We start from the raw sequence: 24,125 nt of genomic DNA on the forward strand, positions 1-24,125 counted from the left end.
GGAAAGCTGTTCGAGACACTGGGGAATGTCTCATTATTAGGGAGGAACAGCTTCGATAGATATAATATAAAAGATAGATGTGACCTCAATGTGAACTTGAAGTGAAAGGTATGGGAATTTTAAAAATTTCCCTCTTTTTAAATAATAGAGGGAAGGTAGAACATAGTTAGAGGTCCCACAGTCTAATGAGTAGTGGATAAAAAATAGACCATCTCGTTAATACAAGATGGCCATGGAAGGGAATAATTTATGTCAATTTTAATTAGGGATGGAAAGCTGTTCGAGACACTGGGGAATGTCTCATTATTAGGGAGGAACAGCTTCGATAGATATAATATAAAAGATAGGTGTGACTTCAATGTGAATTCGAAGTGAAAGGTATGGGAATTTTTCAGTTGAAATCTATGGAAAAAAGGATTATGCTCAACTATATTATGAGAGTATAAAGATTTATCCAAAATAATGAGTTTGCTCTAAAAGTATGAGGAATTGAAAAAACTTAGGTGGAAAATTACTTTCCGTAAGATTTGGTCTGGTCAAAACGAACGATTAGCGTATGGAAAGAGGTTTTACTTTATTAAGGGAGTTAGTGATATGGAAGCAACAAAAAAACAAGGATTTTATAATCGTTTTATACGATTAAGTCCGCCGCAAATTTTAGCAATGGGCTTTTTTTGTTTAATTGTTGTCGGGGGAATGTTATTGAAACTACCATTCGCGACAAAAGAATCAATTAGTTGGGTAGATGCGTTTTTTACAGCAACCTCGGCAGCGACAGTAACCGGTTTAGGAGTTGTAGATACTGCTAGTACTTTTACAATGTTTGGTCAAATTATCATTATGTTGTTAATTCAGACAGGTGGTCTTGGATTAATGACAATCGCAATTTTAATTGTATGGGTGTTAGGAAAAAAAATTGGTTTACGTCATCGATTATTAATTGGAGAAGCGTTTAACCAAACGAATATTGGCGGTCTTGTAAAATTAGTGAAGCGTATTTTTATTTTTTCTATTTGTATTGAGTTAGTAGGAGTTGTTTTTTTATCCATTCGATTTATCCCGGAATTTGGTTTCGGCAAAGGTTTATATTATAGTATTTTTCATGTTATCGCCTCTTATAATAATGCGGGATTTGCACTATGGCCAGATAATTTAACAAGATATGTAGGAGATCCTATTATTAATATTGGAATTTGTTCTTTAATTGTTATAGGTGGTTTAGGTTTTACGGTGTTAATTGATATATGGTATAGCCGTAGTTTTCAGAAACTATCACTTCATTCGAAAATTATGATTGTTGGAACAGTAGCACTTAATGTTATTGCGATGATTGTAATTTTTATAGTGGAGTATAATAATGTGAAAACATTAGGATCACTATCTTTAGGTGAAAAGATATGGGCTTCATTTTTCCAGGGGATTACACCGCGTACAGCAGGATTTAATACGGTTGATTATGGAGGAATGGAAGAATCATCAATATTGTTTACGATGATTTTAATGTTTATCGGTGCAGGAAGTGTGTCGACAGGTGGCGGAATTAAGTTAACAACATTTGTTATTTTAATTATATCGGTTATTTCCTTTTTTAGAAAGAAGGAAGACTTTGTTTTATTTCATCGTACAATCAAAATGTCAACGGTAACGAGAGCGTTAGCGATTGTAGTTGCCAGTCAAATTCTTATTTTTACAGCAGTATTTTTATTAATGCTTACAGAAAACTTTAGTTTTATTCAACTTTTATTCGAAACAATTTCAGCGTTTGGTACAGTGGGGTTATCAATGGGAATTACGGCTAAGTTATCTGTAATTGGAAAATGTATCATTATGTTTGTTATGTTTTGTGGGTTAATTGGTCCGTTAACGCTTGTATTCTCTCTAGCGCGACCAGCTAAACAAAAAATTCGATACCCATCAGAAGATGTTTTCACAGGATAAGGTATCTCGCAAAAAGCGAGATACCTTTTTTCTTTAAAAAAGTGAGAACAATAAACCGATGATTGCGGCGCGGAATAACAGAGCAACAATTGCAGCAATGCCGCCCACAATAGCAGCGATGCCACCGGTTACAGTAGCTCCACGATTATAGGCATAAATACCTAGTAAAACAGAAACAAGTCCGAAGAGTGTAGGAAATGTAAAGAGTGATAATACAGCAAGAGCAAGAGCGATAAACCCTGCTGTGGATCCTGCTGTTTTTGATTTTACATCGTCTTTATCGTTATAGTTGATACGCTGAGGAGCAACCTCTGCTGCGTACTCTTCTTTATAGTCCCCTTCTTCGGTTCTATGTTGTTCATTAATTTTATCAGTCAACGTAATGTCTCCTTTCATAGCAAGGTTCATTAGTAGTATGTATATCTTTTTCTTTTTTATCCGGCAAGAAATAGATAGGCATATCATTACTTTATTTCGCTATTTGCAGGCGGTAACACTCCCACCTCAAAATTCAGTGAAAGCACAGGAGTTAGGTGAGAGATAAACTGCCCGTAAAAGTCTGATTAAATTTTCACTTTATCAGACTGAAGTGAAGGATATGTATATTGTTTTTAGATTCTAAGCTGAAGAAAGCTGATAATGGAACAGTGTTTTTTCATGAATTGTAAAACTTGGTATGAGTTCCTCTATTTTGGAAAGTATAAAAAAGAATTAAGAGGAAAAAGGTGGTTTAAATGATGGAACATCCAATTGAAAACTTAATGAAAACGGCAATGACAAATTTAAAAGAGATGGTCGATGTAAATACAATTGTCGGAAGCCCTGTTTCAACAGCGGACGGAAAGGTTGTTTTAACTGTTTCAAAAGTTGCCTTTGGTTTTGGCGCAGGGGGAAGCGATTTTAAAGGGGAAACGTCTGTAGGGAAAAGTTTGGCAGGACAAGGACAACAAAAAGAGGCGAAACAAGGGCATCCGTTTGGAGGTGGAAGTGGTGCAGGAGTTTCAATTGATCCTGTTGCGTTTTTAGTAGTAGGATCTAGTGGTGTACAAGTGTTACATTTACATAGTGGCACACACTTGATTGAAAAGGCTTTGAGTACAGTTCCAAGTACTATAGATAAGTTTGTAAACGGTCGTTAAAAAGTAAACTTGCATTTTTTAGGAATTATGATATATTAGAAAAAGTGTGTTCAGAAACGACAAATATAATTGGAATGTAAATATATATGATTTATGAAATAAGGGAGAGGTAGTTATGATTAACATCAAGAATTTTGCTGTCGGCTTATGTATGTTAGTAAGCGGATTTGTTGTGTATGTAGTAAAAGAAAAGGCTCCATTCTAAAACAGACAGATTGTGATGTCTGTTTTTAATTTGTTAAAATAAATATTGACGAATTTATTTTTAAGTGTTATGATGATATTTCGTGTCTCGGTTACAGCTAGTATATATTGGATATTTCTTGTAAATGCAATATGAAAAATTTGCGAAAGATCGGGTAATTTTACCAACAACTTTTGTGAATAGACCCAAAAAGTTGTATTTGTAAGCTTATACACATGCTAGTGTATCAGGAGCGGTCAGAGGAACCGTGTTGATGAGAGAGAGGTAGGGCTTTCATCCAGTATATGTTACTTTCCCGTTTAGGTGAATATAAAAAAAGAAGTCTCCTTGTTATAAGGAGGCTTCTTTTTTTTATAAACTACTTTCAATTCGTTGACAAATTTCATCGGTTGTTAAGCCACTTGCTTCAATAACGGGCCCTTTTATTACTGCATTACTAATTCCCATTACATTAGAATCTTGTCCAGTTACGACGCAACAATCGCACCCTTGCACGTCATTTTCAGAACGTAGTGAAATTACTTCATGTCCTTGTTGTTCTAAAGCTTGTTGAACATCGGTTAAAGAATTTTCAACACCAATTTTCGCCATACTCTTCACCTCCTACCATCTAGTAATATGCTCCATTTTTTAGGAAATATTTATGTTTTTAAGGAAAATATGGTAGAAATGTTGATGTATTTAATATTTACGAACAGGGAAATCCACCTCCTAAAACAAAGAGGTGGGGGATAGCTGCTCAGAAAAGCCCGATTAGAGAGGGGAAGAAAAAATACGTAATGTATTAGTCGTTATATACACCTGTGAGCATTTGACTTACAAACTGATCATTTAATTGATCTTGAGCAGATTCATCATTTGATTGAATGTCAATTGAGGCAGTGAAGTTGTTATTCTGTTCTTCATTTGGAGATACCTCTACGTAATTGTTAAATTTGCACAAACCTTTCGTATCCATTAAATCAAATAGTTGTAACATTTCTACTACCTCTTGTCTCGTTCCTTTAATTTGTACACATGCCATATTATTTTCCTCCTTCATTTGACAATTTGTTTTTTAAAATAGGATTATGAAAGCTGCATGAAAAATATGATTGTTATTTTTATACAATGTTATTTTGCTTATTTTCCTCCTTTTCAATCAAAAGTCGTTTTTATTCCCGAATATATGAAATCGGACGTTCGTTTATTGAATACAATAGATTCGCATCATTTGACAAAACTCCTTCTTTTAAGCAAATATTTTTTAGGATGAAAAATGGCGAAAAAAATTTTTGACATTTTGTAAACGTTAACAATGTTGATAAATCAATATAAACAAGGATGTATATAAATTAAAAATTATAAATTTTCTAAAAATTGTCTTGATTTATTTAAAAAGGAGAGTAAACTAGGAAACAATAAAAAATTCATAGAACATAGGGGGCGCTTTTAAGTGAATGAGCAATGGATTTTCTTAAATGGAGAATTTGTTCCAAAAGACGAAGCAAAAGTTTCAGTATATGATCATGGTTATTTATATGGCGATGGAGTGTTTGAAGGGATTCGTGTCTACAGTGGCAATGTCTTCAGGCTCAAAGAACATCTTATTCGTTTATACGAGTCAGCAAAATCCATTATGTTGGAAATTCCATATACGTTAGAAGAAGTGACAGATATTGTTGTTGAAACGATTCGTCAAAATAAGTTATCTAACGGATACATTCGTTTAGTTGTATCACGAGGTGCTGGGAATCTTGGGCTAGATCCTGATTCTTGTTCGAAACCGAATGTAGTTGTAATTGCGGAACAGTTATCTTTATTTCCGTCGGAATATTACGAAAAAGGTATACCGGTTGTGACAGTTGCCACACGTCGTAATCGCCCAGACGTATTAACACCACAAGTAAAGTCTTTAAACTATTTAAATAATATTTTAGTTCGAATTGAAGCGAAGCTTGCTGGTGTGCAAGAAGCACTTATGTTAAATGAACAAGGTTATGTTGCAGAAGGGTCTGGCGATAATGTGTTCATTGTAAAAGGAAATAAATTAATTACACCACCAAGTTCTGCAGGGGCATTAGAAGGCATTACAAGAAACGCTATTTTGGAAATTGGAGAAAAGCTTGGATATGACGTAAGAGAAGAATTATTTACAAGACACGATGTATATGTAGCTGATGAGGTGTTTTTAACAGGAACTGCAGCTGAAGTTATTGCAGTTACGACAGTTGATGGAAGAACGATTGGGCTTGGGAAAACGGGTCCACATACAAATCGTTTATTAGAAGAGTTTCGTAAATTAGTTGTAGAAGATGGAGAGAAAATTTACGAAGAAAATAAAGTTGGATGATAACTCATTATAAAGTTGTAAAGCGTTGATAGGGAGGAGTAGTTGATTGTGAAGCCTCACAGAGAGTCGGTGGTTGCTGGAAACCGATGGTTCACATCGACGAACATCGCCCTTGAGTGCTAAACTGAAGCATTTGCCTAGGTTTAGACGGTAGCTCCGTTATTAGCTAGACTCATCCCCGAGTCACTGAGGCAAGAAGTATTCTTGCGAAGAAGGGTGGTACCGCGAAATCTTTCGTCCCTTCAGCACATAGCTGGAGTGTGGACGTAGGATTTTTTTATTGTAAAAAAACAATTTTAAAGGAGGTTCGTAAGAGCAATGTCTTCAAAAACGGAAGAAAAGATGGCAACTGGTGCACAGCTGTTGTTAGAAGCGTTAGGAAAGGAAGATGTAGAAGTTATTTTTGGTTATCCAGGAGGTGCTGTATTGCCGCTCTATGATGCAATTTATGATTGCGAAATTCCTCATATTTTAACAAGACATGAGCAAGGAGCGATTCATGCAGCAGAAGGATACGCGCGAATTACAGGAAAACCTGGCGTTGTCATTGCAACAAGTGGTCCAGGTGCGACAAATGTGATTACTGGTCTTGCAGATGCAATGATTGATTCTTTACCGCTTGTTGTTTTTACAGGTCAAGTAGCTACAACGTTGATTGGAAGTGACGCTTTTCAAGAAGCGGACATTATGGGACTTACGATGCCGGTAACAAAACATAATTATCAAGTGCGCAAGGCATCAGATTTACCAAGAATTATTAAAGAGGCATTTCATATTGCGAAAACGGGTCGACCAGGACCGGTCGTTATCGATCTTCCTAAAAATATGGTAGTAGAAAAAGGTGAGCGATGTAGTAACGTGCAAATGGATTTACCGGGATATCAACCAAATTATGAGGCGAATCCATTGCAAATCAACAAATTATTACAAGCGATTGATACTGCTGAAAAACCGTTGATTTTAGCCGGAGCAGGTGTACTTCATGCGAAAGCTGCAAAAGAATTAACAGATTTTGCACGAATGTATCGTATACCTGTTGTTCATACACTTCTTGGACTAGGTGGATTTCCGCCAAATGATAAATTATTTCTTGGAATGGGAGGAATGCATGGTTCTTATACAGCGAATATGGCTTTGTATGAGTGTGATTTACTCATAAATATCGGAGCAAGATTCGACGATCGTCTTACAGGAAATTTAGAGTACTTTGCTAAAGAGGCTACAGTTGCACATATCGATATTGATCCAGCAGAGATTGGAAAAAACGTTCCTACAGAAATTCCGATTGTGGCTAGCGCGAAACATGCTTTGGAGGCACTGCTCTCCTGTAAAAGAGGAAAAGAAAATCATAGTGCATGGCTATCGCTTTTAAAAAGCAGAAAAGAACAATATCCATTTTTCTATGATCAAGATTCTGAAGTGATTAAACCACAATCAGCAATTGATATGTTGTATGAAATTACAAAAGGAAAAGCAATTGTCACGACGGATGTTGGTCAGCATCAAATGTGGGCTGCTCAATATTATCCACTTGAAGACCCAGATAAGTGGGTAACATCAGGAGGGCTTGGCACAATGGGATTTGGATTTCCAGCTGCCATTGGTGCACAAATTGCCAGACCAAAAGAATTAGTTGTAGCGATTGTTGGTGATGCGGGTTTTCAAATGACATTACAAGAACTTAGTGTATTGAAAGAACATTCCTTACCGGTTAAAGTTTTGATTTTAAATAATGAAGCTTTAGGGATGGTAAGACAGTGGCAAGACGAATTTTATAATCAAAGATATTCTCACTCGTTGCTCTCTTGTCAACCGGATTTCGTAGCGCTTGCCCATGCATACGGCATAAAAGGGGTGCGAATTGAAAATCCGTTACTTGCGAAGGGACAGTTGCAAGAAGCGATTGATTTGCAAGAGCCTGTTGTAATTGATTGCAGGGTACTACAGTCTGAAAAAGTTATGCCGATGGTTGCTCCTGGAAAAGGAGTTCATCAAATGGAGGGGGTGAAGGGACAGTGAAAAGGATTGTTACGGCGACAGTTCGAAATCAAAGTGGGGTTCTGAATCGGATTACGGGTGTTATGACCAGGAGGCATTTTAATATTGAAAGTATTTCGGTTGGACATACAGAGTCGTCTGATATTTCAAGGATGACATTTGTTGTTCATGTTGAAAACGAGCAACAAGTGGAGCAACTGATCAAGCAACTTCATAAACAAATTGATGTGTTAAAAGTATCTGATATAACAGAAGAAGCAATGATTGCAAGAGAGTTGGCTCTTATTAAAGTAGCGACAACAAGTGTATCGAGAGCAGAATTATATAGTTTAATTGAACCATTCCGAGCCGCTGTAATAGACGTTGGGAAGGATTCCATCGTCGTACAAGTAACGGGTACACAAGAAAAAGTAGAAGCTCTTATAGAGCTAATGCGTCCATATGGTTTAAAAGAAATTGCAAGAACAGGTGTTACTGCATTTACGCGGAGTATGAAAAAACAAGATAAACAAATTATGTTAATTCATTAATCATTTTAATATAGGGGGAGAAAGAATATGGCAAAAGTTTATTATGAGAAAGATATAGCGGTAAATGTATTAAAGGGGAAGAAAATAGCGATTGTTGGATATGGATCACAAGGTCACGCTCATGCACAAAACTTACGTGATAATGGTTTTGAAGTAGTAGTTGGACTTCGGAAAGGAAAGTCATGGGAAAAGGCGAAAGAGGATGGTTTTTCTGTATATTCAGTGGCAGAAGCTGCAAAATCTGCGGATGTAGTAATGATTCTTTTGCCTGATGAACTACAGCCAGAAGTGTATGAAACAGAAATTGAACCGAATTTACAAGCTGGAAATGCACTTGTGTTTGCTCATGGATTTAACGTTCATTTTAATCAAGTTACACCACCAGAAGATGTAGACGTATTTCTAGTAGCACCAAAAGGACCTGGACATTTAGTACGTCGGACTTTTGCTGAAGGCGGAGCGGTTCCAGCGTTATTTGCTGTATATCAAGACGCAACAGGAACAGCCACTGAAAAAGCATTATCCTATGCAGATGGAATTGGAGCAACAAGGGCTGGAGTATTAGAAACTACATTTAAAGAAGAAACAGAAACGGATCTATTTGGAGAACAAGCTGTACTTTGCGGAGGTGTTACTGCACTTGTAAAGGCGGGATTTGAAACATTAGTAGATGCTGGTTATCAGCCGGAACTTGCCTATTTTGAATGCTTACATCAACTAAAGCTCATTGTTGATCTTATGTATGAAGGCGGACTTGAAAATATGAGATATTCCGTTTCTGATACAGCACAGTGGGGAGATTTTGTATCAGGACCACGCGTTGTAACAGAACATACGAAGAAAGCGATGGATGAAGTGTTAAAAGAAATTCAAGATGGCACATTTGCAAGAGGGTGGATTGCAGAGCATAAAGCAGGAAGACCGCATTTCCATGCAACGAATGCTAAGGAAAATGAACATCAAATTGAAGTTGTTGGGCGTAAATTACGTGAAATGATGCCGTTTGTACAACCGAAAGTAAAGGCGGGGGTTAAATAATATGAAACAGATTTTGTTCATGGATACGACGCTTCGTGATGGCGAACAATCACCCGGAGTCAATTTAAATGAACAAGAAAAGTTACAGATTGCCAGGCAGTTAGAAAAACTCGGGATTAATGTGATGGAAGCAGGATTTGCAGCAGCTTCTGAAGGTGATTTTCGCTCAGTAAAACGAATTGCGGAAACGATTCGAAATGCTTCCGTTATGAGTCTAGCAAGGGCGAAGGAAAGTGATATTCAGAGAGCGTATGAAGCATTGAAAGGTGCAGCATCTCCGCGGTTACACGTCTTTTTGGCAACGAGTGATATTCATATGAAATATAAGCTTTGTATGTCAAAGGAGGATGTATTAGATAGTATTCATCGCTCTGTAACTTTAGGGAAATCTTTATTTCCTACAGTGCAATTTTCGGCAGAAGATGCAACGAGAACGGCTCGCCCTTTTTTAGCAGAAGCTGTGGAAGTTGCGATTCGAGCTGGAGCGGATGTTGTTAATATTCCGGATACAGTAGGTTATACAAATCCAGAAGAATATTATTCTCTTTTTAAATATTTACAAGAATATGTTCCTTCTTATGAAAAAACTATTTTCTCTTGTCATTGTCATGATGATCTTGGTATGGCAGTAGCAAATTCATTGGCAGCCATTGAAGGTGGGGCACTGCAAATAGAAGGGACGATGAATGGGATTGGAGAGCGTGCAGGTAATGCTGCTTTAGAAGAAGTAGCAGTTGCTTTGTACATTAGAAAAGACTATTATGAAGCCGAGTCTTCTATAACACTAAAAGAGATTAAAGCAACAAGTACATTAGTAAGCCGGTTAACGGGTATGGTAGTTCCAAAAAATAAGGCGATTGTTGGAGCGAATGCATTTGCGCATGAATCAGGTATTCATCAAGATGGTGTATTAAAAGAAGTAACGACATATGAAATTATTGAGCCAGAACTAATTGGAGAAGCACAAAATTTATTTGTACTTGGAAAACATTCTGGTCGCCACGCTTTTACTGAAAAAATGAAAGAACTCGGTTATGAGTTTACGGAAGAAGAGCGAGATATAGCATTTAGTGCATTTAAGAGATTAGCAGATCGTAAAAAAGAGGTTACAGAAGAAGATTTACGTGCATTAGTACTAGGAGAAACAGCATTTTCAACACAGCAGTATAACATTAAACAATTACAAGTGCATTTTGTATCCAACAGTACACAATGTGCAACAGTTGCACTGGAGGATGAGGCAGGTAATGTGTACGAAGATGCAGCAACAGGAGCAGGTAGTATTGAAGCGATTTATAATGCAATTCAAAGAATTCTAGGACTTGAGTGTGAGTTAGCCGATTATCGCATTCAATCCATTACACAGGGACAGGATGCACTTGCTCATGTTCATGTTGAATTGAAAGAAGGAACACATCAAGTTGCAGGTTTTGGTGTTGCGCAAGACGTGTTAGAAGCATCAGCTAGAGCTTATGTACATGCAGCGGGAAAACTAAAGGCTTTGTTATTCCTTGCAAAGTAATGTTTTGATAAGTGGGGGATACTCCTACTTATCAAAAGTGAATTCTGAATAATCAGTAAAATTATAAAAAAGGGGTGCTGATCATTGGGAAAACGTATTGTTTGTTTAGCGGGTGATGGTGTTGGACCAGAAATTATGGAGAGTGCCAAGGAAGTTTTACACATGGTAGAAAGGTTATATGGTCACCGTTTTTATTTACAAGATGAACAATTTGGAGGCGCTGCGATTGATTCGTTTGGGCAACCATTGCCGTCAAGAACATTAGCAGCATGTTTAGCGAGTGACGCTGTATTACTAGGTGCGGTTGGTGGACCTCGCTGGGACGAAGCGAAAGAAAGACCGGAAAAAGGATTGCTGGCGCTTCGAAAAGGGCTTGGTGTATTTGCTAATGTTCGTCCTGTCACTGTAGATGCAGCAACTGCTCATTTATCCCCATTGAAGGCGGCTGATGAGGTGGATTTTGTTGTCGTTCGTGAGTTAACGGGAGGGATTTATTTCTCCTTTCCAAAAGAAAAAACAGAAGAGGTAGCAACAGATACACTTACTTATCATCGTCATGAAATTGAGCGCATTGTTTCTTACGCTTTTCAATTGGCAAGTAAACGTCGTAAAAAAGTTACTTCCATTGATAAAGCAAATGTTTTAGAGTCGAGTAAACTTTGGAGGGAAGTAACAGAAGAAGTAGCACTTCGCTATCCGAATATTGAACTTGAACATATTTTAGTAGACGCAGCTGCTATGGAGTTGATTCGTAATCCGGGCCGGTTTGATGTCATAGTAACTGAGAATTTATTTGGGGATATTTTAAGTGATGAAGCCTCTGTATTAGCAGGGTCTTTAGGGATGCTTCCATCGGCGAGTCATGCAGAGAATGGACCTTCGCTATATGAACCAATTCACGGATCAGCACCAGATATTGCAGGGAAAAATAAAGTGAATCCAATTGCAATGATGCGTTCAGTTGCAATGATGCTTGGGCAATCTTTTGATTTAAGAAGAGAAGGAGAAGCGATTGAAGAAGCAATTTCTGCTGTTCTCCGATTGGGGAAATGTACAGCTGATATAGGTGGAAATGAAACAACATCGTCTTTTACAAAATATGTACTACAAGAAATGGAAGAACAAGCGCTAGTAGGGAGAGGGAGATAATGGCAAAAAGGTTACTAGATAAACTGTGGGAGAGACACGTTGTTACAACAAATGAAAATGGGTTAGATTTATTATATATTGACCTTCATCTCGTGCATGAAGTAACATCACCGCAAGCCTTTGAGGGCTTGCGGCTTGCAAATCGGAATGTTCGGAGACCAGATTTAACATTTGCAACGATGGATCATAATATTCCAACAAAAGATGTTTGGAACATTACAGATCGTATTGCTAAGCAACAATTAGATACGCTTCGTGAAAATTGTAAGCAATTTAATATTCCGTTGGCGGATATTGATGATGAAAATCAAGGGATTGTTCATGTTATTGGTCCAGAGCTAGGACTTACACAACCGGGAAAGACCATTGTATGTGGCGATAGTCATACGGCAACACATGGAGCCTTTGGAGCGTTGGCGTTTGGGATTGGTACAAGTGAAGTCGAGCATGTATTAGCAACTCAAACATTGTGGCAGAGCAAGCCGAAAGCGATGGGGATTGAATTAAAAGGGAAATTACCTAAAGGAGTATATGCAAAAGATATAATTTTACACCTTCTAGCTACATATGGGGTAGCAGTTGGAACTGGATATGTGATGGAGTTTTACGGAGAAGCAATTACAAATATGGAAATAGAAGAGCGTATGACACTTTGTAATATGGCGATTGAAGGTGGAGCAAAAGCAGGGATTATTGCGCCGGATGAGAAAACATTTGCTTATGTAAAAGGGCGTGAGTATGCGCCGGAAGAGTTTGACTTGGCAGTGGCGAATTGGAGGGAATTCTATACTGAGCCAGATGCAATATATGATACTTATATTTTGGTAGATGTTGCTGAACTAGCGCCATATGTAACATGGGGAACAAACCCGAGTATGGGTATGCGTATTGATGAACAGTTACCAGAAACACGTGATAAAAATGATGAACGAGCTTTTGCATATATGGGGCTTCAGTCAGGACAAAGTGCATTTGAAATTCCAGTTCAGCATGTATTTATTGGTTCCTGTACAAATTCCCGTTTATCAGATTTAGAAATTGCCGCAGCTGTTGTAAAAGGAAAGAAGGTAAAAGAAGGAGTGCGAGCACTTGTTGTACCAGGATCCAAACGAGTACGAAAAGCAGCGATGGAAAAAGGACTGCATCGTATATTTGAAGAAGCTGGATTTGAATGGAGAGAGCCTGGGTGTTCTATGTGTCTGGGGATGAATCCAGATCAAGTGCCTGAGGGAGAGCATTGTGCATCTACTTCCAATCGGAATTTTGAAGGACGACAAGGGAAGGGTGCGAGAACACATTTAGTCAGCCCTGCGATGGCGGCCGCAGCAGCGCTTTATGGTCATTTCGTTGATGTGAGAAAGGAGAGTTATGATGGAGGCATTTCATATTCATAAAGGTACTGTTGCTGTACTAATGAACGATAACATTGATACAGATCAAATCATTCCAAAACAGTATTTAAAGAGGATTGAACGAACTGGTTTTGGGAAATTTTTATTTGATGAATGGCGTTATGAGGACGACAGGAAAGAGAATCCAGATTTCCCACTAAATGCACTTGAGCGAAAAGGAGCAAGCATATTAATTACAGGTGAAAATTTCGGCTGTGGTTCATCAAGAGAGCATGCGCCATGGGCACTTGCTGACTATGGATTTCGTGTTATTATCGCGGGGGGATTTGCAGACATTTTTTATATGAATTGTACGAAAAATGGTATGCTTCCTATCATTATGGAAAAGGAAATGCGTGAAAAGCTAGCAGCTGTGGATCCAAGAGATGTGATAGAAGTTGATTTAGAGAATGAAGTGATTACAACTCCGCTACATCGTTTTCATTTTACAATCGAAAAGATGTGGAAAGAAAAGCTATTAAGTGGTTTAGATGAAATCGGAATCACGCTTCAATATGAACAAAACATTGAAGAATATGAACGAGAAACAGCTCGCTAATTTGTTTAGTGAGCTGTAATAAAAAACAAAAAAAGGTTTGGATTTTGTTTACATTCTGAATTCTGTGTTATATACTATGTGAAAATAAGAGGAGAAAGGGAGTAAGGATAATGTTTACATTACAATCTATCAATATGCTTACACAACTACATCATCATACATAAACCCTTGAACCTAGCGTGAACAACGTGTAGGTACAAGGGTTATTCCCGTTGTACCTACACCCTATGAAGGGGCCTTGTAGGTATTTTTTCTACAAGGCTCTTTTTATTTTGTTCGTGATTGTTCTAGTGTGCATACACTAGAAGGGGAAAGTTTGGTGAACAGAATTGAAAGGAGTGTAAAGCAGTATGACAAAATGGAAACGAGCAAATCCAGATGGAACAAGAGATTATGTATTTGAAGAGTGTACATTAATAGAAGAAGTTGAACAAAAATTACGACGTACTTTTTTAGAAAGAGGCTATGAGGAAATACGAACGCCTACGATTGAATTTTATGATGTCTTTTCTTTTCGGAATCGGCCGATAGATGAAGAGAAAATGTATAAGTTTTTTGACCAACAGGGACGCATTATCGTGTTAAGGCCTGATATGACAATTCCACTTGCAAGAGTAATAGGAACCCACGGTGAGGAAGCGCCTGTAAAATTAACATACAGCGGGAACGTGTTTCGAGCGAATGAATCACTATCTGGAAAATACAATGAAATCATTCAAACAGGTATTGAAATAATCGGGATTGATAATATACGTGCTGAAATTGAATGTATCGTAAGTGCAATTCATGCTCTTCAGGCTGTAGGGATTCAGGCTTTTACAATAGAATTAGGGCAAGTTCAGTTATACAAATGTATTGTTAAAAAGCTGTCATTTGGAGAAGAAGAGGAGTCGCTCTTACGTACGTATATTGAAAGTAAAAATTATGCAGAGTTATTCCGTTTTTTACAAGAAAAGAATTTAGATCGACGTGATGAAACTGTACAGTTACTTGAAAAATTACCAAGATTATTCGGAAAACTCGAAGTAATTGAAGAAGCGGAAAAGCTTGCTTCAAACTATGAGATGAAGCAAGCAATCGCGCGGGTAAAAGAAATCTATAAAACGATTGAAAAATTAGGATATGGTTCGTATATATCAATTGATCTTGGGATGATTCAACATTTGCATTATTATACAGGAGTTATTTTTAGAGGTTATATATATGATGTTGGGGGAGAAATTGTTAGTGGCGGAAGATATGATGAATTGCTTGGTAATTTTGGAGAACCGATGTCAGCAGTCGGCTTGGCTGTACAAGTAAATCAAATTGTCCGGACATTACAAGAACAGCAAAAACAATTCAAACGAAAAAAATTAGATATGATCATTCATTATTCTTTGGATAGGATAGCAGAAGCAGAAAGACTATGTGGTTTACTTCAGAAAGATGGGTGGAAAGTGGAATTATCTATGTTTGAGAATTTGCAAGATACATTTCAGTTTGCGAAGAAGAAAGGGATTATAAAAGTGATCGAAGCGACTGGAAAAGCATTAGTGGAATATGTGTGGAAAGAAAAATGGGTGATACAGAAAGAAGGGGAAACTTCATGCGTAACATTCAAATTGCGTTAACAAAGGGGAGGCTTGAGAAACATGTCATTCCACTGTTTGAAAAGATTGGGATTGATTGTTCGGAACTGATGGATAAAGGAAGAAAGCTTGTATTCCAAAGCGCTAGTAGGAATGTTTCATTCATTCTAGTGAAAGCAGTAGATGTTGCAACTTATGTGGAACATGGTGTTGCAGACATTGGTATTGTTGGAAAAGATATTTTAATGGAATATGAGAAAGATATATATGAAATGGTGGATTTAGAAGTAGGATGTTGTAAGTTTTGTGTCGCTTCTATCCCAACATATAATCCGAATGGCTATCGGAAAAAGAGAATTGCTACAAAATATCCGCATATTACTTCCACTTATTTTCGTGATAAGGGAGAAGATGTAGAAATTATTAAAATAGAAGGTTCGGTAGAAATCGCTCCACTTCTTGGATTAGCAGATGCGATTGTTGATATTGTAGAGACGGGAAAAACATTACAAGAAAATGGATTGATTGTATTTGAAGAAATGTATTCAATATCAGCTCGCATGATTGTAAATAAAGCTGCTTTAAAAACAAAAAAAGACGAAATATTCGATATTATCAATAATATGGAGTGTGTAATCACTGCAGATAAATAAAGGAGGGACTCTGGGTGGAGGTAATATCTGAAAACTACACGGAAGCGCTGAAGAGAATAAAACAGTTAAGAGAACAGGCTAATATAATAGAAGAAACTGTACAGATACGCGTAAGAGAAATTGTTGAGCGGGTGAGAGAAAGGAAAGATGAGGCGCTATTTTCTTATACAAAAACTTTTGATGGAATTGAATTACAAAAGTTACGTGTTGCAAAAGAAGAAATTGAAAAAGCGAGTGAATATGTAGAATCTTCATTTCTAGAAGCATTGCAATGCGCAAAGAAAAACATCATCTCATACCATGAAAAACAAAAAAGGCAATCCTTTTTAGATTGTGAAAACGAAGGTGTGATTCGTGGGCAACTGATTAGACCATTGCAAACAGTTGGTGTATATGTACCAGGAGGAACTGCATCTTATCCGTCATCGGTACTCATGAATGTATTACCTGCTAAAATTGCCGGTGTTCAGAAAGTTGTAATGGTAACACCACCAGGGAAAGAGGGAATAGATCCACATATTTTAGCAGCTGCTGAAATTGCCGGTGTAGATGAAATTTATACCGTAGGTGGTGCACAAGCTATAGCGGCATTAGCATATGGGACGGAATCGATTCCGAAAGTCGATAAAATTGTCGGTCCAGGGAATATATATGTGGCTTTTGCAAAACGTGAGGTATTTGGAGCTGTTCATATCGATATGATTGCTGGACCATCTGAAATCGTTGTAATTGCTGACAAAACTGGAAATGCGTCTTTTATCGCAGCAGACTTATTATCTCAAGCTGAGCATGATGTGAGGGCAACAGCGATTTGTATTACAACTTGTGTAGAACTTGCTAAAGAGATAGAAAGAGAAATAAAGCAGCAACTTCGAGTATTACCAAGAAGTGAAATAGCTCGTGAGTCGATAGAAAGAAACGGAGCAATTCTCGTTGTTCCTTCGCTAAATCACGCGTTTCAATTGTCGAATGAAATAGCACCGGAGCATTTAGAGTTGCATATAAATGAGCCGATGAATGCCTTGGCATATATTCAGCATGCGGGTTCGATTTTTATTGGACCGTATGCCCCAGAGCCTCTTGGAGACTATTTTGCAGGACCGAATCATGTACTGCCAACAAGCGGAACAGCGCGTTTCTTTTCGCCGTTATCAGTTGATGATTTTGTGAAAAAATCGAGCTTTGTATCATATACAAAAGAAGCGTTACAAAACGTTCAACACCATATTACAACGCTCGCCGATAAAGAGGGATTACACGCGCACGCGAGAGCAATTCAAATTCGATTTGAGGAGGAGAAATAATGCGTGAGGCAAGTCAAGTACGGGGAACGACAGAAACAAAAATTAAACTGAGTTTACACTTAGATGAAAGTACAAACGTTTCAATTCAAACAGGGGTTGGATTCTTTGATCATATGCTAACTTTGTTTGCGAAGCATGGCAGATTTGGTTTGCAAATTGAAGCAGAAGGTGATGTGTTTGTTGACGCTCATCATACTGTTGAAGATGTTGGGATTGTGCTTGGAAACTGTTTGAAAGAAGCATTGCAAAATAAAGAAGGTATTAACCGCTATGGAGCAGCATATGTACCAATGGATGAAGCATTAGGTTTTGTAGCGATTGATATAAGTGGACGATCTTATCTTGTCTTTCAAGGTGAATTGAAAAACCCTAAGTTAGGAGATTTTGATACAGAACTGACAGAAGAGTTTTTCAGAGCGGTTGCTCATGCGGCGAATATAACACTACATGCTCACATTTTATATGGCAGTAATACCCACCACAAAATTGAAGCATTATTTAAAGCGTTTGGACGTGCACTGCGCGAAGCGGTAGACAAAAATGACAAAATTGTTGGTGTAAACTCTACGAAAGGACTGTTGTAATTGATTGCAATTGTAGATTATGGAATGGGGAATATTCGCAGTGTTGAACAAGCGTTAACACGTATTGGGGCTGAGCATATTGTAACAGATGATAAAGAGAGGATATTACAAAGTGACGGTGTGATCTTACCAGGAGTTGGAGCTTTTCCAAAAGCGATGATCGCTTTGCAGGAAAAAGATCTTGTTTCAGTGATTCAAGAAATTGGAGTGCAAGGAAAACCACTCCTTGGCATTTGTTTAGGGATGCAGCTTTTATTTGAAGAAAGTGAAGAAATAGAGAGAACGAAAGGATTAGGTTTGTTGCCAGGACTAATTCGAAAGCTGAAAGTTCCTTATAAAATCCCGCATATGGGCTGGAATCAATTAAAGAAGAAACGAGAAATTAAGTTGTGGAATGAAGTAGAAGATGGTTCATTTGTGTATTACGTTCATTCCTACTATGCAGATTGTCCAAGTGAGATTGTATGTGGCAGTAGTGACTATAAGATTGATATTCCAGGGATTGTTGCGAAAGGAAATATATTTGGGGCACAGTTTCACCCTGAAAAAAGCGGTGATATCGGAATACAAATGTTAAGAAATTTTAAAGGAGTGGTAGAATCATGGAAATCTTCCCAGCTATCGATTTAAAACAAGGACGGTGTGTTAGGCTTTATCAAGGAGAATTTAATAAAGAAACAGTTATGAATGAAGATCCAGTTGCTCAAGCATTATTGTTTGAAAAATTAGGAGCAAGAACATTGCACATTGTTGATCTAGATGGAGCGGTTGCAGGTCAATCAATGAATCTTTCCGTAATTGAGGATATATGTAAAGCAGTTCGAATTCCGGTTCAAGTAGGCGGAGGAATACGTTCTCTCGAAACGGTTGAAATGTTACTGTCAGTAGGAGTGAAAAAAGTCATTTTAGGAACGGCAGCATTGTATGATCGTCCTTTTTTAGAAGAAGCAGTTCGTTTATATGGAGAAAACATTATTGTTGGTATTGATGCGAAAAACGGTTACGTTGCAACGAGAGGCTGGTTAGATGTGTCTGGAATTTCTTATATCGACCTTGCGAAGAAAATGGAAAGTGTCGGCGTACAAACAATCATTTTTACAGATATTGCAAAAGACGGTACGTTAGAGGGTCCGAACTTTGAGCAATTGCAATTACTACAGAAGGCGGTGGCAATCCGTATTGTTGCATCGGGCGGCGTATGCTCATTGCAAGATGTACAGAAGTTAAACGATATGAATGTATATGGCGTTATTATTGGAAAAGCGCTATATAAAAAAACAATTGATTTAGAAGAGGCATTGCAGGTGACAAAGATATGTTAACGAAGCGAATTATTCCATGTTTAGATGTGAAAGGCGGCCGCGTTGTAAAGGGCGTGAATTTTGTAGGATTACAAGATGTTGGTGATCCTGTTGAAATAGCTGCTTTGTATAATAAAGCAGGTGCAGATGAAATTGTTTTTTTAGATATTACGGCGACGCATGAGGGGAGAAAAACAATTATAGATGTTGTAGAGAGAGCGGCGTCGAAAGTGTTTATTCCGCTTACAGTAGGTGGCGGGATTGCAACTGTTCAAGATATGTATGCCTTGCTAAGAGCAGGCGCGGACAAAATTTCACTTAACTCAGCGGCAGTACGAAATCCAAATTTAATTGAGGAAGGTGCCGAACATTTCGGTTCTCAATGTATTGTGGTCGCAATTGATGCAAGGGAAGTAAAAGAAAATAAATGGAATGTATATGTAAACGGTGGACGGATTGATACGGGAATCGATGCTGTACAATGGGCAAAACAGATAGAACAGTTAGGAGCTGGTGAAATTTTACTTACGAGTATGGATGCAGATGGGACGAAGGATGGCTATGATATTCGTTTAACAGAAACAATTTCAGAAGCTGTTTCGATTCCAGTTATTGCGTCAGGAGGATGTGGAAGCGCAGAGCATATTGTAAAGGTGTTTCAAAAAACATCGGTAAATGCAGCATTAGCAGCCTCTATTTTTCACTATGGTGAGGCAACAGTGCAAGAGGTGAAGCGAAAATTACAAGAAGCGAAAATTGAGGTGAGAATATGACACCTGATTTCTCCAAGGGATTGTTGCCAGCTGTTGTGGTAGAAGAAGAAACAAAAGAAGTTTTGATGCTAGCATATATGAATGAAGAAGCATATAAAAAAACGTTAGAAACGAAGAAAACATGGTTTTATTCACGTTCGCGGCAAGCGTTATGGAACAAAGGAGAAACGTCTGGGCACATGCAGTATGTTCAGTCTCTTTATTTAGATTGTGATCAAGATTCGATTGTAATTATTGTTAAGCAAGTAGGACCAGCTTGTCATACAGGAGAGAAAACATGCTTTCATTATAAAATCATATAGGGGGACCTGAGGATGGAAGACGTACTGAAGTCTTTATATGAAACCATCGAGCAGCGTAAAGAAAGTCCAATTTCGGAATCATATACAAATTATTTATTTACAAAAGGTGAAGATAAGATTTTAAAAAAAATAGGGGAAGAGTGTACAGAAGTGGTAATCGCTGCAAAAAATGATGATAAAGAAGAACTTATAAAAGAAATGGTCGATGTGATTTATCACTGCTTTGTTTTACTAGCCGCAAAAAATATTCCATTAGAAGATGTGTTAGAAGAAGTGAAAGAGAGACAAGGAAAGCTCTCAAAAACAGGAGAGCGTAAAGAAATTGATACGTTATAAGGGGGGGGAAACTATGAAAGTGGATTATCACCTTCATTTAGAAGAGGGGCCGTATTCGCTAGGGTGGTTGGCGAGAATAAATCAATCAATAGAATATTATCAACCGTTAGAAGAAGAGCGGCATTCGATTGAATGGCTTATGAAAACACAAGAACGCTTGCAAAAAAGAGTACAAGAGGGTCCATTTACAATAGAGTGGATTGATTTCTATTTAGAAGAAGCACTGCGAAAAGGAATAAAAGAAGTTGGTATTGTTGATCACTTATATCGTTTTTATGAGGCGAAGGAATATTATGAGAAATATGTAGACATTAGTGAGTCAAAGCTCGGTCGTCTGCAGAAAGAATGGCTAGATCAAGTACGAGTAGCATCGATTTCTGATTTTACAAAAGCAATCCAAGAGGCAAAGGAGCGCTGGAGAAAAAGAGGAGTAGTACTGCGTCTAGGGATTGAAGCTGATTATTTTATGGGTGGGGAAGATGAATTACAAAAATTATTGGCATTAGGAGATTGGGATTACGTAATTGGTTCTGTGCATTTTATTGATGGATGGGGATTTGATAACCCAGATACGAAAGAATATTTCGAAAACCATCAGCTAAATACATTGTATGATGTATTTTTCACAACAGTTGAAAAGGCCGTTCGTTCGAGAGTGTTTGATATTGTAGCGCATCTTGATAATATAAAAGTATTTAATTATCGATTAGATGAAAATGTACAGATTCCACATTACGAAAGAATTGCTAAGGCATTAATAGAAACAAATACAGCAACGGAAGTAAATGCTGGATTATATTATCGTTATCCTGTTCGAGAGATGTGTCCAAGTCCACTTTATTTACAAGTGTTGGCAAAATATAAAGTGCCAATTACTCTTTCATCAGATGCTCATTACCCAAATGATTTAGGAAATTATGTCCAAGAAAATGTGAAAACATTACGTAATCATGGTATTTCTCATGTTGCTACATTTGAAAAACGGGTGAGGAAGATGCAACTGCTTGAAGAAGAATCGGTAATTGTTTCAAAGTAAAACATGATTTCGTGATGAAAACCTTTCTTTTTGCTCAAAATAAGAAAGAATGATAAAGGAGGGTTTTAAATGGTAAAACAAAATAATAAACAGAGTATGAAAGTGACGAATCAAAGTTATACTTCCCAAACAAACGAGGAAGTTGATTCTGTAGTACAAGAACAAATTAGTGATACGGTAGCAGAGGGAACGATTGATGCAAAGCTGGGAAAACAATCTAGTGAAGAACAATAAGTAAAAGGGGAGATATCCATCTCCCCTTTTCTTATGAGAAAAAGTGTCGATTTTCAAAACTGTAATCAAATTTCTTGGCTTTTTTGACATAGATTTCTTACAATAAAATGTAAGGAAGTTCTCATTTTTAAATAGAAGAGGTGCTTAGTAATGGCGAAAATATTAGTAGCAGGAAATATTCCAGAAATCGGATTACAGTTATTACAAAATCATGAAATAGAAATGTATGACAAAGAAGAGTTAATCAGTACCGAAGAATTAGCAAAGCGAGTTAAGGATAAAGATGCACTGTTAAGTTTACTTTCTACAAAGGTAACAAAAGAAGTGATTGATGCAGCATCAAATTTGAAAATTATTGCCAACTATGGTGCAGGTTACGATAATATTGCTTACAAGTATGCAGCAGAAAAAGGAGTTGTAGTTACAAATACACCGAAAGTTTCAACAGAAGCAACAGCAGAGTTAACATTTGCTATTCTTTTAGCGGCTGCAAGACGAATTCCAGAAGGAGATACACTATGTCGTACAGTGGGATTTAATGGCTGGGCACCACTCTTTTTCCTCGGCCGAGAAGTATATGGGAAAACAATTGGAATCATCGGTCTTGGTGAAATTGGAAAAGCAGTTGCGAAACGTGCAAAAGCATTTGGAATGAATGTGATTTATACAGGTCCAAACCGTAAGTATGAGACAGAAAGTGAAATAGAAGCAACATATGTAACATTAGAAGAACTATTACAAACAGCAGACTTTATTACGATTAATTGTGCGTATAATCCAAGTCTTCATCATATGATTAATGAAGAACAATTTAAAATGATGAAGAAAACTGCATATATTATAAATGCAGCACGTGGTCCAATTATGAATGAACTAGCGCTTGCTCATGCGTTAGAGACAAATGAAATTGAAGGGGCAGCTCTTGATGTATTTGAGTTTGAACCGAAAATTACAGAGAGATTAAAGGGACTGAAAAATGTTGTCCTTACTCCGCATGTTGGAAACGCAACATTTGAAACTCGTGACGCTATGGCTGAAATGGCAGTGCGTAACATTTTAGCTGTATTAGAAGGAGAAGAACCATTAACACCTGTAAACCAAAAGGAATTTGTTACAAAATAGAAAGAACCCTTCCAACTGGAAGGGTTCTTTCTATTTTTCTTTATTTGCTCGTTTTTTATGAGAAGGTCTTTGCCTAATAAATTGAGATAACATAAACAAAATATAAAGTGGAATAGCAATGAATAGAAATACTGAAATGTTGCCAAAACTTGTTTTATACATTGTATAAATACTGCCAATTAAAAATAGTGTAACAATGATACTGTATCGTGGAATTGGCACATCTTTTAAACTTGGGATGCGAATACGGCTTACCATTAAAAATGCAAACGTTACAAATACTGTAATGAGGACAATTTTTGGAATGGTATGTGAAAACAATGTTAAGAAGGCAACAAGTCCTCCTGCTGCAGTAATAGGAACGCCAGTGAAATATTTCATAGAAGTAGAGGAAGGCGTTACATTGAATCTTGCTAAGCGATATGCTCCGAACAGAGGGAATAGGCCTGCTATGTATAGTCCGATAATTCCGTAATTGGAAAAGGAAGTGTAGTACATTAAAACTGCAGGCGCAGCACCGAATGTTACAACATCTGCGAGTGAATCAAGTTCTTTTCCCATTTGTGAATCAACACGCAATAAACGAGCAACCCGACCATCAAGACTATCTAACATCATCCCGATTAGTACTAAAATAGCAGCTGGTTTATAATACCCTAAAGATGCATAGCCGATTGATAAAAATCCACTGTATAAATTTCCGAGCGTAAATAAGTTTGGAATTGCTGCTCTATACAAAATCTGATCCCTTGCTTTCTGTAATAAATTCTTAATTAGTGTATGAAAGTTTACTTGTTTTATCATAACATAAATTTCTTTCCACGTACGAAAAAATTCCCATTTTGTGAAAGATTTCATCAAGTGAAATCGTATTCAGTGATGTGGTTCATTAAGGCAGGCTTTCATGAGTAGTTTATCCCTTGTCTAACTTTTTTATCATTTTAACCGAGAAGACCCCCTCCTCTAAACGAAGTGAAGGTGGGGGGGAGTTCAATTCTACTGAGCTTTGAGTTGGGGGAGAGATTTTGTTAGATAAGATCATCATGTTTATGAAAGGGTAAAAATTTAATTAAGAAATAAGCAACCTTAAATTGTTATCATTTAAGGT

Annotated in this window: 27 protein-coding genes and 1 other annotated feature; of the genes, 23 read left to right on the forward strand and 4 right to left on the reverse strand. The window is 37.4% G+C overall.

Annotated features, from left to right (window positions below):
• Positions 1-594: 594 nt before the first annotated feature.
• Positions 595-1,938 carry a TrkH family potassium uptake protein gene (locus tag JDS96_RS06555; protein WP_199666419.1) on the forward strand — a complete coding sequence of 448 codons (1,344 nt, stop codon included), beginning with the start codon at positions 595-597 and terminating at the stop codon, positions 1,936-1,938.
• Positions 1,939-1,971: 33 nt separating this feature from the next.
• On the opposite strand, the gene JDS96_RS06560 is transcribed toward JDS96_RS06555, so the two are convergent.
• A complete protein-coding gene (locus JDS96_RS06560; protein WP_097833843.1) occupies positions 1,972-2,334 on the reverse strand; it encodes an imidazole glycerol phosphate synthase in 363 nt (120 codons plus the stop codon).
• Between the two features lie 341 nt (positions 2,335-2,675).
• Here JDS96_RS06560 and ytfJ point away from each other — a divergent pair, with 341 nt between their 5' ends.
• Both ytfJ and JDS96_RS06570 read left to right on the forward strand, forming a co-directional pair.
• Complete coding sequence (gene ytfJ, locus JDS96_RS06565) at positions 2,676-3,077, forward strand: GerW family sporulation protein (RefSeq protein ID WP_018764198.1); 402 nt, start codon at positions 2,676-2,678, stop codon at positions 3,075-3,077.
• 115 nt (positions 3,078-3,192) lie between these two features.
• A complete protein-coding gene (locus JDS96_RS06570) occupies positions 3,193-3,282 on the forward strand; it encodes a hypothetical protein (RefSeq protein ID WP_016113989.1) in 90 nt (29 codons plus the stop codon).
• A 351-nt stretch (positions 3,283-3,633) separates the two neighbouring features.
• Here JDS96_RS06570 and JDS96_RS06575 read toward each other — a convergent pair whose 3' ends face one another.
• Positions 3,634-3,873, reverse strand: coding sequence for a YkuS family protein (locus tag JDS96_RS06575; protein ID WP_003196153.1), 240 nt, complete (start codon positions 3,871-3,873; stop codon positions 3,634-3,636).
• A gap of 193 nt (positions 3,874-4,066) precedes the next feature.
• Complete coding sequence (locus JDS96_RS06580) at positions 4,067-4,306, reverse strand: DUF3911 family protein (protein ID WP_016113990.1); 240 nt, start codon at positions 4,304-4,306, stop codon at positions 4,067-4,069.
• A gap of 411 nt (positions 4,307-4,717) precedes the next feature.
• Here JDS96_RS06580 and ilvE point away from each other — a divergent pair, with 411 nt between their 5' ends.
• The 20 genes from ilvE to JDS96_RS06680 all read left to right on the forward strand — a co-directional run bounded on the left by ilvE (position 4,718) and on the right by JDS96_RS06680 (position 23,017).
• Complete coding sequence (ilvE, locus tag JDS96_RS06585) at positions 4,718-5,614, forward strand: branched-chain-amino-acid transaminase (RefSeq protein WP_003196156.1); 897 nt, start codon at positions 4,718-4,720, stop codon at positions 5,612-5,614.
• Between the two features lie 16 nt (positions 5,615-5,630).
• Positions 5,631-5,859: a binding site (T-box leader), on the forward strand.
• 73 nt (positions 5,860-5,932) lie between these two features.
• Positions 5,933-7,633 (forward strand): acetolactate synthase large subunit, encoded by a 1,701-nt coding sequence (ilvB, locus tag JDS96_RS06590; protein ID WP_003206333.1) that lies wholly within the window; start codon positions 5,933-5,935, stop codon positions 7,631-7,633.
• Positions 7,630-8,142 (forward strand): acetolactate synthase small subunit, encoded by a 513-nt coding sequence (gene ilvN, locus JDS96_RS06595; RefSeq protein ID WP_016113993.1) that lies wholly within the window; start codon positions 7,630-7,632, stop codon positions 8,140-8,142. Before ilvB ends, ilvN begins: the two co-directional genes overlap by 4 nt.
• Before the next feature lie 27 nt (positions 8,143-8,169).
• Complete coding sequence (gene ilvC, locus JDS96_RS06600; RefSeq protein ID WP_199666420.1) at positions 8,170-9,180, forward strand: ketol-acid reductoisomerase; 1,011 nt, start codon at positions 8,170-8,172, stop codon at positions 9,178-9,180.
• Position 9,181: 1 nt separating this feature from the next.
• Positions 9,182-10,702: a 2-isopropylmalate synthase gene (locus tag JDS96_RS06605; RefSeq protein ID WP_199666421.1), complete on the forward strand. Its 1,521-nt coding sequence runs from the start codon at positions 9,182-9,184 to the stop codon at positions 10,700-10,702.
• Between the two features lie 84 nt (positions 10,703-10,786).
• Complete coding sequence (leuB, locus tag JDS96_RS06610) at positions 10,787-11,851, forward strand: 3-isopropylmalate dehydrogenase (protein WP_033797712.1); 1,065 nt, start codon at positions 10,787-10,789, stop codon at positions 11,849-11,851.
• Positions 11,851-13,245 carry a 3-isopropylmalate dehydratase large subunit gene (leuC, locus tag JDS96_RS06615; protein WP_199666422.1) on the forward strand — a complete coding sequence of 465 codons (1,395 nt, stop codon included), beginning with the start codon at positions 11,851-11,853 and terminating at the stop codon, positions 13,243-13,245. The genes leuB and leuC overlap by 1 nt, the downstream gene beginning before the upstream one ends.
• Positions 13,223-13,801, forward strand: coding sequence for a 3-isopropylmalate dehydratase small subunit (gene leuD, locus JDS96_RS06620; protein ID WP_199666423.1), 579 nt, complete (start codon positions 13,223-13,225; stop codon positions 13,799-13,801). Before leuC ends, leuD begins: the two co-directional genes overlap by 23 nt.
• 350 nt (positions 13,802-14,151) lie before the next feature.
• Positions 14,152-15,414 (forward strand): ATP phosphoribosyltransferase regulatory subunit, encoded by a 1,263-nt coding sequence (gene hisZ, locus JDS96_RS06625; RefSeq protein ID WP_199666424.1) that lies wholly within the window; start codon positions 14,152-14,154, stop codon positions 15,412-15,414.
• Positions 15,390-16,025: an ATP phosphoribosyltransferase gene (gene hisG / locus JDS96_RS06630; RefSeq protein ID WP_199666425.1), complete on the forward strand. Its 636-nt coding sequence runs from the start codon at positions 15,390-15,392 to the stop codon at positions 16,023-16,025. Before hisZ ends, hisG begins: the two co-directional genes overlap by 25 nt.
• 14 nt (positions 16,026-16,039) lie before the next feature.
• The gene (hisD, locus tag JDS96_RS06635) at positions 16,040-17,329 is read left to right on the forward strand and encodes a histidinol dehydrogenase (RefSeq protein WP_003196174.1); all 1,290 of its coding nucleotides are present in this window, start codon (positions 16,040-16,042) and stop codon (positions 17,327-17,329) included.
• On the forward strand, positions 17,329-17,913 hold the full coding sequence (gene hisB, locus JDS96_RS06640) for an imidazoleglycerol-phosphate dehydratase HisB (protein ID WP_199666426.1): 585 nt from the start codon (positions 17,329-17,331) through the stop codon (positions 17,911-17,913). Before hisD ends, hisB begins: the two co-directional genes overlap by 1 nt.
• A complete protein-coding gene (gene hisH / locus JDS96_RS06645) occupies positions 17,914-18,543 on the forward strand; it encodes an imidazole glycerol phosphate synthase subunit HisH (protein WP_098160715.1) in 630 nt (209 codons plus the stop codon).
• Complete coding sequence (hisA, locus tag JDS96_RS06650) at positions 18,516-19,235, forward strand: 1-(5-phosphoribosyl)-5-[(5-phosphoribosylamino)methylideneamino]imidazole-4-carboxamide isomerase (RefSeq protein ID WP_199666427.1); 720 nt, start codon at positions 18,516-18,518, stop codon at positions 19,233-19,235. Before hisH ends, hisA begins: the two co-directional genes overlap by 28 nt.
• The gene (hisF, locus tag JDS96_RS06655) at positions 19,229-19,987 is read left to right on the forward strand and encodes an imidazole glycerol phosphate synthase subunit HisF (protein ID WP_018764211.1); all 759 of its coding nucleotides are present in this window, start codon (positions 19,229-19,231) and stop codon (positions 19,985-19,987) included. Before hisA ends, hisF begins: the two co-directional genes overlap by 7 nt.
• Positions 19,984-20,289 (forward strand): phosphoribosyl-AMP cyclohydrolase, encoded by a 306-nt coding sequence (hisI, locus tag JDS96_RS06660; protein ID WP_016114006.1) that lies wholly within the window; start codon positions 19,984-19,986, stop codon positions 20,287-20,289. The genes hisF and hisI overlap by 4 nt, the downstream gene beginning before the upstream one ends.
• Before the next feature lie 12 nt (positions 20,290-20,301).
• A complete protein-coding gene (gene hisE, locus JDS96_RS06665; protein WP_006094152.1) occupies positions 20,302-20,625 on the forward strand; it encodes a phosphoribosyl-ATP diphosphatase in 324 nt (107 codons plus the stop codon).
• A 13-nt stretch (positions 20,626-20,638) separates the two neighbouring features.
• Positions 20,639-21,661, forward strand: coding sequence for a histidinol phosphate phosphatase domain-containing protein (locus JDS96_RS06670; protein WP_098160712.1), 1,023 nt, complete (start codon positions 20,639-20,641; stop codon positions 21,659-21,661).
• 69 nt (positions 21,662-21,730) lie between these two features.
• On the forward strand, positions 21,731-21,895 hold the full coding sequence (locus tag JDS96_RS06675; protein ID WP_003196190.1) for a DUF4025 domain-containing protein: 165 nt from the start codon (positions 21,731-21,733) through the stop codon (positions 21,893-21,895).
• Positions 21,896-22,045: 150 nt separating this feature from the next.
• Positions 22,046-23,017 (forward strand): 2-hydroxyacid dehydrogenase family protein, encoded by a 972-nt coding sequence (locus tag JDS96_RS06680; protein WP_003196192.1) that lies wholly within the window; start codon positions 22,046-22,048, stop codon positions 23,015-23,017.
• A gap of 30 nt (positions 23,018-23,047) precedes the next feature.
• On the opposite strand, the gene pssA is transcribed toward JDS96_RS06680, so the two are convergent.
• Complete coding sequence (gene pssA / locus JDS96_RS06685; protein WP_026008425.1) at positions 23,048-23,755, reverse strand: CDP-diacylglycerol--serine O-phosphatidyltransferase; 708 nt, start codon at positions 23,753-23,755, stop codon at positions 23,048-23,050.
• Between the last annotated feature and the right edge of the window lie 370 nt (positions 23,756-24,125).

This window comes from Bacillus cereus group sp. N21, from assembly GCF_016483395.1.
Classification (GTDB): Bacteria; Bacillota; Bacilli; order Bacillales; family Bacillaceae_G; genus Bacillus_A; species Bacillus_A pseudomycoides.

What these genes read in the sequence shown, in the direction of transcription:
- hisB (WP_199666426.1), top strand. Translation starts at nt 17,329, where the DNA reads ATGCGTGAGGCAAGTCAAGTACGGGGAACGACAGAAACAAAAATTAAA.
- JDS96_RS06560 (WP_097833843.1), bottom strand. Translation starts at nt 2,334, where the DNA reads ATGAAAGGAGACATTACGTTGACTGATAAAATTAATGAACAACATAGA.
- hisI (WP_016114006.1), top strand. Translation starts at nt 19,984, where the DNA reads ATGACACCTGATTTCTCCAAGGGATTGTTGCCAGCTGTTGTGGTAGAA.
- hisZ (WP_199666424.1), top strand. Translation starts at nt 14,152, where the DNA reads ATGACAAAATGGAAACGAGCAAATCCAGATGGAACAAGAGATTATGTA.
- hisG (WP_199666425.1), top strand. Translation starts at nt 15,390, where the DNA reads ATGCGTAACATTCAAATTGCGTTAACAAAGGGGAGGCTTGAGAAACAT.
- ytfJ (WP_018764198.1), top strand. Translation starts at nt 2,676, where the DNA reads ATGGAACATCCAATTGAAAACTTAATGAAAACGGCAATGACAAATTTA.
- hisE (WP_006094152.1), top strand. Translation starts at nt 20,302, where the DNA reads ATGGAAGACGTACTGAAGTCTTTATATGAAACCATCGAGCAGCGTAAA.
- JDS96_RS06605 (WP_199666421.1), top strand. Translation starts at nt 9,182, where the DNA reads ATGAAACAGATTTTGTTCATGGATACGACGCTTCGTGATGGCGAACAA.
- JDS96_RS06680 (WP_003196192.1), top strand. Translation starts at nt 22,046, where the DNA reads ATGGCGAAAATATTAGTAGCAGGAAATATTCCAGAAATCGGATTACAG.
- JDS96_RS06670 (WP_098160712.1), top strand. Translation starts at nt 20,639, where the DNA reads ATGAAAGTGGATTATCACCTTCATTTAGAAGAGGGGCCGTATTCGCTA.
- JDS96_RS06575 (WP_003196153.1), bottom strand. Translation starts at nt 3,873, where the DNA reads ATGGCGAAAATTGGTGTTGAAAATTCTTTAACCGATGTTCAACAAGCT.
- JDS96_RS06555 (WP_199666419.1), top strand. Translation starts at nt 595, where the DNA reads ATGGAAGCAACAAAAAAACAAGGATTTTATAATCGTTTTATACGATTA.
- hisA (WP_199666427.1), top strand. Translation starts at nt 18,516, where the DNA reads ATGGAAATCTTCCCAGCTATCGATTTAAAACAAGGACGGTGTGTTAGG.
- JDS96_RS06580 (WP_016113990.1), bottom strand. Translation starts at nt 4,306, where the DNA reads ATGGCATGTGTACAAATTAAAGGAACGAGACAAGAGGTAGTAGAAATG.
- hisF (WP_018764211.1), top strand. Translation starts at nt 19,229, where the DNA reads ATGTTAACGAAGCGAATTATTCCATGTTTAGATGTGAAAGGCGGCCGC.
- ilvB (WP_003206333.1), top strand. Translation starts at nt 5,933, where the DNA reads ATGTCTTCAAAAACGGAAGAAAAGATGGCAACTGGTGCACAGCTGTTG.
- JDS96_RS06570 (WP_016113989.1), top strand. Translation starts at nt 3,193, where the DNA reads ATGATTAACATCAAGAATTTTGCTGTCGGCTTATGTATGTTAGTAAGC.
- ilvC (WP_199666420.1), top strand. Translation starts at nt 8,170, where the DNA reads ATGGCAAAAGTTTATTATGAGAAAGATATAGCGGTAAATGTATTAAAG.
- leuC (WP_199666422.1), top strand. Translation starts at nt 11,851, where the DNA reads ATGGCAAAAAGGTTACTAGATAAACTGTGGGAGAGACACGTTGTTACA.
- leuD (WP_199666423.1), top strand. Translation starts at nt 13,223, where the DNA reads ATGGAGGCATTTCATATTCATAAAGGTACTGTTGCTGTACTAATGAAC.
- JDS96_RS06675 (WP_003196190.1), top strand. Translation starts at nt 21,731, where the DNA reads ATGGTAAAACAAAATAATAAACAGAGTATGAAAGTGACGAATCAAAGT.